At 70.3% G+C, this 7483-nt stretch carries 5 protein-coding genes and 1 pseudogene; 4 read left to right on the top strand and 2 right to left on the bottom strand.

What is annotated here, in order from left to right; all coding sequences use genetic code 11:
- Positions 1-82: 82 nt before the first annotated feature.
- The gene (gene dusB / locus O3Q52_RS13385) at positions 83-1237 is read right to left on the bottom strand and encodes a tRNA dihydrouridine synthase DusB (RefSeq protein ID WP_269648995.1); all 1155 of its coding nucleotides are present in this window, start codon (positions 1235-1237) and stop codon (positions 83-85) included.
- 125 nt (positions 1238-1362) lie between these two features.
- Here dusB and O3Q52_RS13380 point away from each other — a divergent pair, with 125 nt between their 5' ends.
- Positions 1363-2808 carry an MFS transporter gene (locus O3Q52_RS13380; RefSeq protein WP_269648994.1) on the top strand — a complete coding sequence of 482 codons (1446 nt, stop codon included), beginning with the start codon at positions 1363-1365 and terminating at the stop codon, positions 2806-2808.
- A 102-nt stretch (positions 2809-2910) separates the two neighbouring features.
- Here O3Q52_RS13380 and O3Q52_RS13375 read toward each other — a convergent pair whose 3' ends face one another.
- Positions 2911-3909 (bottom strand): helix-turn-helix transcriptional regulator, encoded by a 999-nt coding sequence (locus O3Q52_RS13375; protein ID WP_269648993.1) that lies wholly within the window; start codon positions 3907-3909, stop codon positions 2911-2913.
- A gap of 101 nt (positions 3910-4010) precedes the next feature.
- Between O3Q52_RS13375 and O3Q52_RS13370 the strand changes: the two genes are divergently transcribed.
- The 3 genes and pseudogenes from O3Q52_RS13370 to O3Q52_RS13360 all read left to right on the top strand — a co-directional run bounded on the left by O3Q52_RS13370 (position 4011) and on the right by O3Q52_RS13360 (position 7389).
- A complete protein-coding gene (locus tag O3Q52_RS13370; RefSeq protein WP_269648992.1) occupies positions 4011-5438 on the top strand; it encodes an MFS transporter in 1428 nt (475 codons plus the stop codon).
- A 119-nt stretch (positions 5439-5557) separates the two neighbouring features.
- Positions 5558-5764 carry a hypothetical protein gene (locus O3Q52_RS13365; RefSeq protein ID WP_055616036.1) on the top strand — a complete coding sequence of 69 codons (207 nt, stop codon included), beginning with the start codon at positions 5558-5560 and terminating at the stop codon, positions 5762-5764.
- A gap of 213 nt (positions 5765-5977) precedes the next feature.
- A pseudogene (locus O3Q52_RS13360) lies at positions 5978-7389 on the top strand (cation:dicarboxylase symporter family transporter).
- Positions 7390-7483 lie beyond the last annotated feature (94 nt).

Below are 7483 nucleotides of genomic sequence, written 5' to 3'. Positions count from 1 at the left end.
AGGACAAAAGCCAGGGGCGCAGCCCCGCTTTTAGGGGCGCGGGGAACTGCGCGACCAGCCCCCACCGGCCCGCACCAAACCCTCAGCCCCCGGACGTGTCCAGCTCCGCGTCCTCGCTGATGCCGGCGCAGTCGTACGGGTCCTTCAGCCAGCCGTCCGGCAGGACAACCCTGTTGTTGCCGGACGTGCGGCCACGGGGCCCGTCCGCGCCGAGAGGCCAGGGCTGGTCAAGGTCCAACTCCTCCAGCCCCTCGGAGAGTTCGGCCAGTGACGAGGTGATCGCAAGGCGCTTGCGCATCTCGGAGCCGACCGCGAAACCCTTCAGGTACCAGGCGACGTGCTTGCGGAAGTCGATGACTCCGCGAGCCTCGTCCCCGATCCACTCCCCGAGGAGGGTCGCGTGGCGGACCATGACGCCCGCGACCTCGCGAAGAGTCGGCCGCGCATAGTCGCCCCCGCGGCCCTCGAACGCCGCCACCAGGTCGCCGAACAGCCACGGACGCCCCAGGCAGCCACGGCCGACGACCACGCCGTCACAGCCGGTCTCCCGGACCATCCGCAGCGCGTCGTCGGCGGACCAGATGTCACCGTTGCCGAGGACGGGAATCTCCGGCACATGCTCCTTGAGCCGGGCGATGGCGTCCCAGTCGGCGGTGCCGCCGTAGTGCTGGGCGGCGGTGCGGCCGTGCAGCGCGATCGCCGTCACGCCCTCCTCGACAGCGATACGCCCGGCGTCGAGGTACGTGATGTGGTCGTCGTCGATGCCCTTGCGCATCTTCATCGTGACGGGCAGGTCACCGGCCCCGGACACCGCCTCGCGGAGGATCGCCCGCAGCAGGTGCCGCTTGTACGGCAGCGCGGACCCGCCGCCCTTGCGGGTCACCTTCGGCACGGGGCAGCCGAAGTTCAGGTCGATGTGGTCGGCGAGGCCCTCCTCCGCGATCATGCGGACGGCTTTGCCGACGGTCGCGGGGTCGACCCCGTACAGCTGGATCGACCGCGGGGTCTCCGACGCGTCGAAGTGGATCAGCTGCATCGTCTTCTCGTTGCGCTCGACCAGCGCCCGAGTGGTGATCATCTCGCTGACGAACAGGCCCTTGCCCCCGCTGAACTCCCTGCACAGCGTACGGAACGGCGCGTTCGTGATCCCGGCCATGGGCGCGAGGACGACGGGCGGCTGGACGGTGTGCGGGCCGATCCGCAGGGCGGAGTTCACCGTGGATGTGGGCGTGGGCATTCCCCCATTGTCGCGTACGCCGACAGGTGCCACGAAAGTCGCCCGTAACCGCGGCCGACAGGCCCGGCCCACCGACCTCGTTCATTAGTTAGGCACACTACCGAAGCGGGCGTATCCTGGTCGGCATGCCCGAGCTCAGCCACCGGCGACGCATGCTGGTGCTCGCGATCTGCTGTATGAGCCTGCTGATCGTGAGCCTCGACGTCACCATCCTCAATGTCGCCCTGCCCGCCATGCAGAAGGACCTGGACGCGAGTCTGTCGGGCATGCAGTGGACGATCGACGCGTACACCCTGGTGCTCGCCTCGCTGCTGATGCTCGCCGGTTCGACGGCGGACCGCATCGGCCGCAAGAGGGTCTTCATGGCCGGCCTGGTCGTCTTCACGATCGGCTCGGTCCTCTGCTCGCTCGCGCCCAGCCTCGATTCGCTCATCGTCTTCCGCATGATCCAGGCGGTCGGCGGCTCGATGCTCAACCCGGTCGCGATGTCGATCATCACCAACACCTTCACGGACCCGCGCGAGCGTGCCCGCGCAATCGGGGTCTGGGGCGGCGTGGTCGGCATATCCATGGCCGCGGGCCCGCTGGTCGGCGGCCTCCTCGTGGACTCGGTCGGCTGGCGCTCGATCTTCTGGATCAACCTGCCGGTGGGCCTGACCGCGCTCCTGCTCACGCTCCGGTACGTGCCCGAGTCCCGCGCCCCGAAGGCCCGCCGCCCGGACCCGGTCGGCCAGTTCCTGGTGATCGCGCTGCTCGCCTCCCTCACGTACGCGATCATCGAGGCGCCCTCCTCCGCCGTCGGCCAGACCCTCGCCTTCGGCGGTATCGCGCTCGCCGCGCTCGTCACCCTTCTCTGGTACGAGCCCCGCCGCGACGAACCCCTCATCGACCTGCGCTTCTTCCGCTCGGCTCCCTTCAGCGGGGCCACGGTCGTGGCGATCAGCGCGTTCGCGGCGCTCGGCGGCTTCCTCTTCCTCTCGACGCTCTACCTCCAGAACGTGCGAGGCCTGGACGCCCTCCACGCGGGCCTGTGGATGCTGCCGATGGCGGTCATGACCTTCGTCTGCGCGCCCCTGTCCGGGCGGCTGGTCGGCAACCGCGGCCCCCGCCTGTCGCTTCTCGTCGCGGGCACGGCGATGACCGCGAGCGGCGTGCTCTTCGCCGGTTTCGAGGCCGAGACGGCGAACGTGACCCTTGTCATCGGCTACTTCCTCTTCGGCCTCGGCTTCGGTTTCGTCAACGCCCCGATCACCAACACCGCCGTCTCCGGCATGCCCCGCGCCCAGGCCGGGGTGGCCGCCGCCGTCGCCTCCACGAGCCGTCAGATCGGCCAGACGCTGGGCGTCGCCGTGATCGGCGCGGTCCTCGCCTCCGGCGTCGGCTCCTCCTCCTCCTACCGCGACACCTTCGTCTCCGCGGCCCGCCCCGCCTGGTGGATCATCGCCGCATGCGGTCTGGCGGTGCTGGTGCTGGGCGCGTTGACGAGCGGGCCCTGGGCCCGCCGCACGGCCGAGCGCACCGCCCAGCGACTGGAGTCGCCCGAGATCAAGGAGTCGGCGGGGGTTGTGTGAGGGTGCGGGTGAGCAGGGGACAAAAGAACAGGGGCGCAGCCCCGTTCTTTTAGGGGCGCGGGGAACTGCGCGACCAGCCCCCACCGGGCCCGCACCAAACACTCAACCCCGCTCCACAGCAACCGCATGCAGCTTCTCCAGCCGCTCCCGCGACTCCTCGTCCGCCGGTGCGTACGTGACCATCCGCGGCCCCTCCGCCGGCCCGAGCCACAGGTCGGTGTGGACCAGGGTCAACCGCCCCACGTACGGGTTGTCGAAGAACTTGGTCTTGCTGCGCGAGCCGACCACCTCGTGCCGCTCCCAGACCTCGCGGAACTGCTCCGACTCCGCCCGCAGCCGCTTGAGCAGCATCTTCCAGGCGGGGTCGGCGAGATGCCCGGCCATCGAGGCGCGGAACTTGGCGGCCATCAGCCGGATCGACTCGTCGAGCAGCACGATCGACGAACGCCACTGCTCGTTCGTGGTGATGAGGACCATGCAGTTGCGGTCCTCGGCCGGCACATCGTCGAGGTCGCAGAGCAGACGGCCGTACGTGCGGTTGTACGCGAGGATGTCGTACCGGCTGTTCTGGATGCAGGCCGGCAGCGGCTCCAGCTGCTCCAGCGTCCGCAACAGCGCCGGAGTGATCGTCGGGCAGCGCGAGGCCGGGGTGGGGTCGACGGCGCCGGCCAACTGGAAGAGGTGGGCGCGCTCGTTCTGGTCGAGCATCAGTGTGCGGGCGAGGGCGTCGAGGACCTGGACGGAGACCTGGATGTCCCGGGCCTGTTCGAGCCACGTGTACCAGGTGACGCCGACCGCGGAGAGGTGCGCGACCTCCTCCCGGCGCAGACCCGGTGTGCGCCGGCGGCGGCCGCGGGGCAGGCCGACCTGCTCGGGCGTGAGGTGCTCGCGACGGTGCCGCAGGAAGGCGGCCAGCTCATGGCGCCGGATGTCGGACTCGCGCGAGGCACGGCTCTCCGACTCACGCGCACCCTCCGGCTCACGCGCGGGCGCACCCGGGGCCCCCGGGGCCTGGGCCTCACGCCCCTGCACTCCGGTCGCCCCGGTGGACCCGGTCGCCCCGTTCTCCCGTACCGCCGTTTCCTCGGCCATGGTCGTCATGCCTCCAGCCTGCGGCCACCCGCACCCTGTTTCCAGGTAGTCCTTGTAACAGGATAAAGAGACTCTGGTACCAGTCTGAGAGGGGGAGCACTCTCGACAGCGTGACCGAAACCCTCGCTTCCCGTACAGCCCGCTCGACCGTCGTCCCACCCGTGCTCGGCGGGCTCGGACTGTTCACCGTGCTACTCGGCGCGGCCCTGCCCCTCATCGACTTCTTCATCGTGAACGTCGCCCTGCCCACGATCGGCCACGACCTGGCCGCGAGCGACGCGGTCCTGGAACTCGTCGTCGCCGGATACGGAGTCGCGTACGCCGTGCTCCTCGTCCTCGGCGGGCGGCTGGGCGACATGTTCGGCCGGCGCCGGCTCTTCATCGGCGGGATGGTCGCCTTCGGGCTGACCTCGCTGGCCTGCGGCCTGGCGCCGAGCGCGTGGACGCTCGTCGCGGCGCGGGTCGCGCAGGGCGCGGCCTCGGCCGCGATGCTCCCGCAGGTCCTCGCCACCATCCAGTCGGCGACCGCGGGCCCGCGCCGCGCCAAGGCGATGGGCCTGTACGGGGCCACGGCCGGACTCTCCATGGTGGCCGGGCAGATCCTCGGCGGCGTCCTCGTCGCGGCGGACATCGCGGGCACCGGCTGGCGCGCGGTCTTCCTGGTGAACGTGCCGGTCGTGCTGGTGGGGCTCTTCCTGGCCGCCAAGGCCGTGCCCGAGACCCGCTCGCAGCACCCGGCGCCGGTGGACGGCCCCGGTACGGCCCTGCTGGCCATCGCCCTGGTGTCCCTGCTCGCCCCGCTGACCGAGGGCCGGGCGGCGGGCTGGCCCCTGTGGACGTGGCTGTCCCTGGCGGTGTTCCCGGTCGCGGCGACGGCCTTCTATCTCGTCGAGCGGCGGGCGGAGCGTCTGGGGCGCACCCCGCTGGTCCCGCCGAGCCTGTTCTCGAACCTCCCCCTGCGCCGGGGCCTGGTGATGATCCTCCCCTTCTCGATCGGCTTCAGCGGCTTCATGTTCGTCATCGCGGTGGCGCTGCAGCAGGGAGTCGCCCTGAGCCCGGTCCGCGCGGGCCTCACCCTGGCCCCGATGGCGGTGTCCTTCTTCGTGGTCTCGCTGCTGGGCCCGCGGCTGGTGGCCCGGTGGGGCACGCGCGTGGTGACCGCGGGCGGCCTGGTCCAGGCGGTCGGCGTGGCCGTCCTCGCCCTCACGGTGTGGAGCTCCTGGCCCCACGTCGGCGGTCTCGAACTCTGGCCCGGCGTGATCATCGCGGGTGCCGGTCAGGCCCTCCAACTGCCCATCCTCTTCCGCGTCATACTCTCCGAGGTCCCCCCGGCCCGCGCCGGCGTGGGCAGCGGCGTCATGATCACCGCCCAGCAGTCGGCCCTCGCCCTGGGCGTGGCCACGCTCGGCACCCTCTTCCTCACCCTCACCCCGGGCCACGGCATGCGGGACGCCCTGGTCACGACGCTTCTCGTCCAGCTCGCCGGGGTCGCACTGACCACCGGGCTGAGCCTGCGACTGCCCCGCACCATCGCCTGAACGCAGGGAACAGTGCGCGGAATTCGCACACAACTCACCACAGTTGTGTCCCTGTTGATGTTGTTCTTGCTGCACACTCCTTAGCGCGCGCAAGCAAAGCGCGACCACCAGGAGGCGTCATGCTGCAGATCAACACCAGCAAGGTGAGCCGCTGGGACCAGCACGGCCGCGAGCACATCGTCCGAGTCCAACGCTCGGGCGTGCAGCGGACGATCAGATGCGACACCTGCGGCTGGCGGAAGGCCGCCCAGTTCCTGCCCTGGCTGAAGGCCGAGGAGCATCTCGCGGAGGCACACCAGGCAACAGTGGATCCGTCGGAAGCCTGAGGGAGCACCGACCGAACACGGTCACAGCGCGGCGCGGCGAGGGTCGAACCAGACCCCCGCCGCGCCGCGCTCTCCGTTTTTTTGGAGCAACATCCAAGATTTCGCCCGATCCGCGGCCGGGTTCTTCTGTGGATCACACGACCGGGGCATAGTGACGACGGTCACCATGCGGAAGTTCTTTTCCGCATGACAGAAGTCGCTTGGAGGAACACCGTGCCACCGTCTGTACCGTCCCTGCCGCGACGCGCCGTCCGCAAGCTGCGGACCTCGCTGTTCGCGCAGGTCGCCTGCGCACTCGTCCTCGGCATCCTCGTCGGAAAGCTGTGGCCGGACATCGCCACGGCCGCCCAGCCCCTCGGCGACGGGTTCATCCGGCTCATCAAGGCTGTGATCTCGCCCCTGGTGTTCTGCGTGGTGGTCGTCGGTATCACCAAGGCCGGTGATCTCAAGGCGTTCGGACGGATCGGACTCAGGCCCTGATCTGGTTCGAGGTCGCGACCACGTTCGCGTTGCTGTTCGGGCTGGTCGCCGGGAACCTCGTCCAGCCCGGCGCCGGCATGAACGTCGACCCGTCGAAGCTGGACGCCTCCGCGGTCGACGAGAAGACCGGCGGCGGCTCACTGCCCTCGACCAGCGAGTTCATCCTGCACTCCCTGCCCGACAGCGCGGTCGGCGCATTCGCCGAGAACTCGCTGCTGCAGGTCCTGGTGCTGGCCTGTCTGACCGGCGCCGCGGTGCTCCACCTCGGCCACACCAAGGTGCCCGCGATCCTGCCCGCCGTGCAGCAGGCCCAGGAGATCGTCTTCGCGATAGTCGGCTTCGTCATGAAGCTCGCCCCGCTCGCGGTCTTCGGCGCCACGGCCCACCTGGTCGGTCAGTACGGGGTCGGCGTCATGTCCACGTACGGCAAGCTCATCCTCGTCTGCTACGCGACCGCGCTGATCTTCCTGCTGCTGCTCGCCGTCGCCCTCAAGGCGGTCGCGGGCGTCAGCCTGTGGAAGTTCGTCCGCTACACCCGCGAGGAGATGCTGCTCGCGCTCGGCACCGCGTCCAGCGAGACCGTCATGCCCCGCATGATGCAGAAGCTCCGCCACGCCGGCTGCCGCGACGACGCGGTGGGCCTGGTCCTGCCGACCGGGTACTCCTTCAACCTCGACGGCGCCTCGATCTACCTCTCCGTCGGCACGCTCTTCATCGCCCAGGCCGTCGGCGTGGACCTCTCCCTGGGCCAGCAGATCACCGTCGTACTGATCCTGATGCTGACCAGCAAGGGCATGGCGGGCGTGCCGGGTTCGGCGTTCCTCGCCCTGTCGGCGACCGCCTCCGCGCTCGGGGTCATCCCCGTGGGAGCCGTCGCCCTGCTCCTCGGCGTGGACCGCATCATGGACTCGATGCGCGTCGCCACCAACCTGCTCGGCAACTGCGTCGCCGTCTTCGCCGTCTCCCGCTGGGAAGGCGCCCTCGACTCGGCCCGCGCCAAGAAGGTGCTCGACGGCGAACTGCCGTTCGTGGAGGAGCAGGAGGAGAAGGACGCGCCCTCGAAGCCGTCCGCCCCCGAGGGCGAGGACGCGCTCCCCGCCCAGCCCACCGCCCTCACCAAGCAGCCCGCCACCGAAGGAAGTTGACCGGGCAGGACAGGACGGGTGGCGGCCGACGGACTTCACCGTCCGCCAGGCTGCCACCCGCCAACTGCCTCCCGTCACACGTCAGTTATTGCCC

The organism is Streptomyces sp. ActVer (assembly GCF_027270795.1).
GTDB lineage: Bacteria > Actinomycetota > Actinomycetes > Streptomycetales > Streptomycetaceae > Streptomyces > Streptomyces umbrinus_A.
This window is presented reverse-complemented; position numbering and strand designations above follow the sequence as displayed.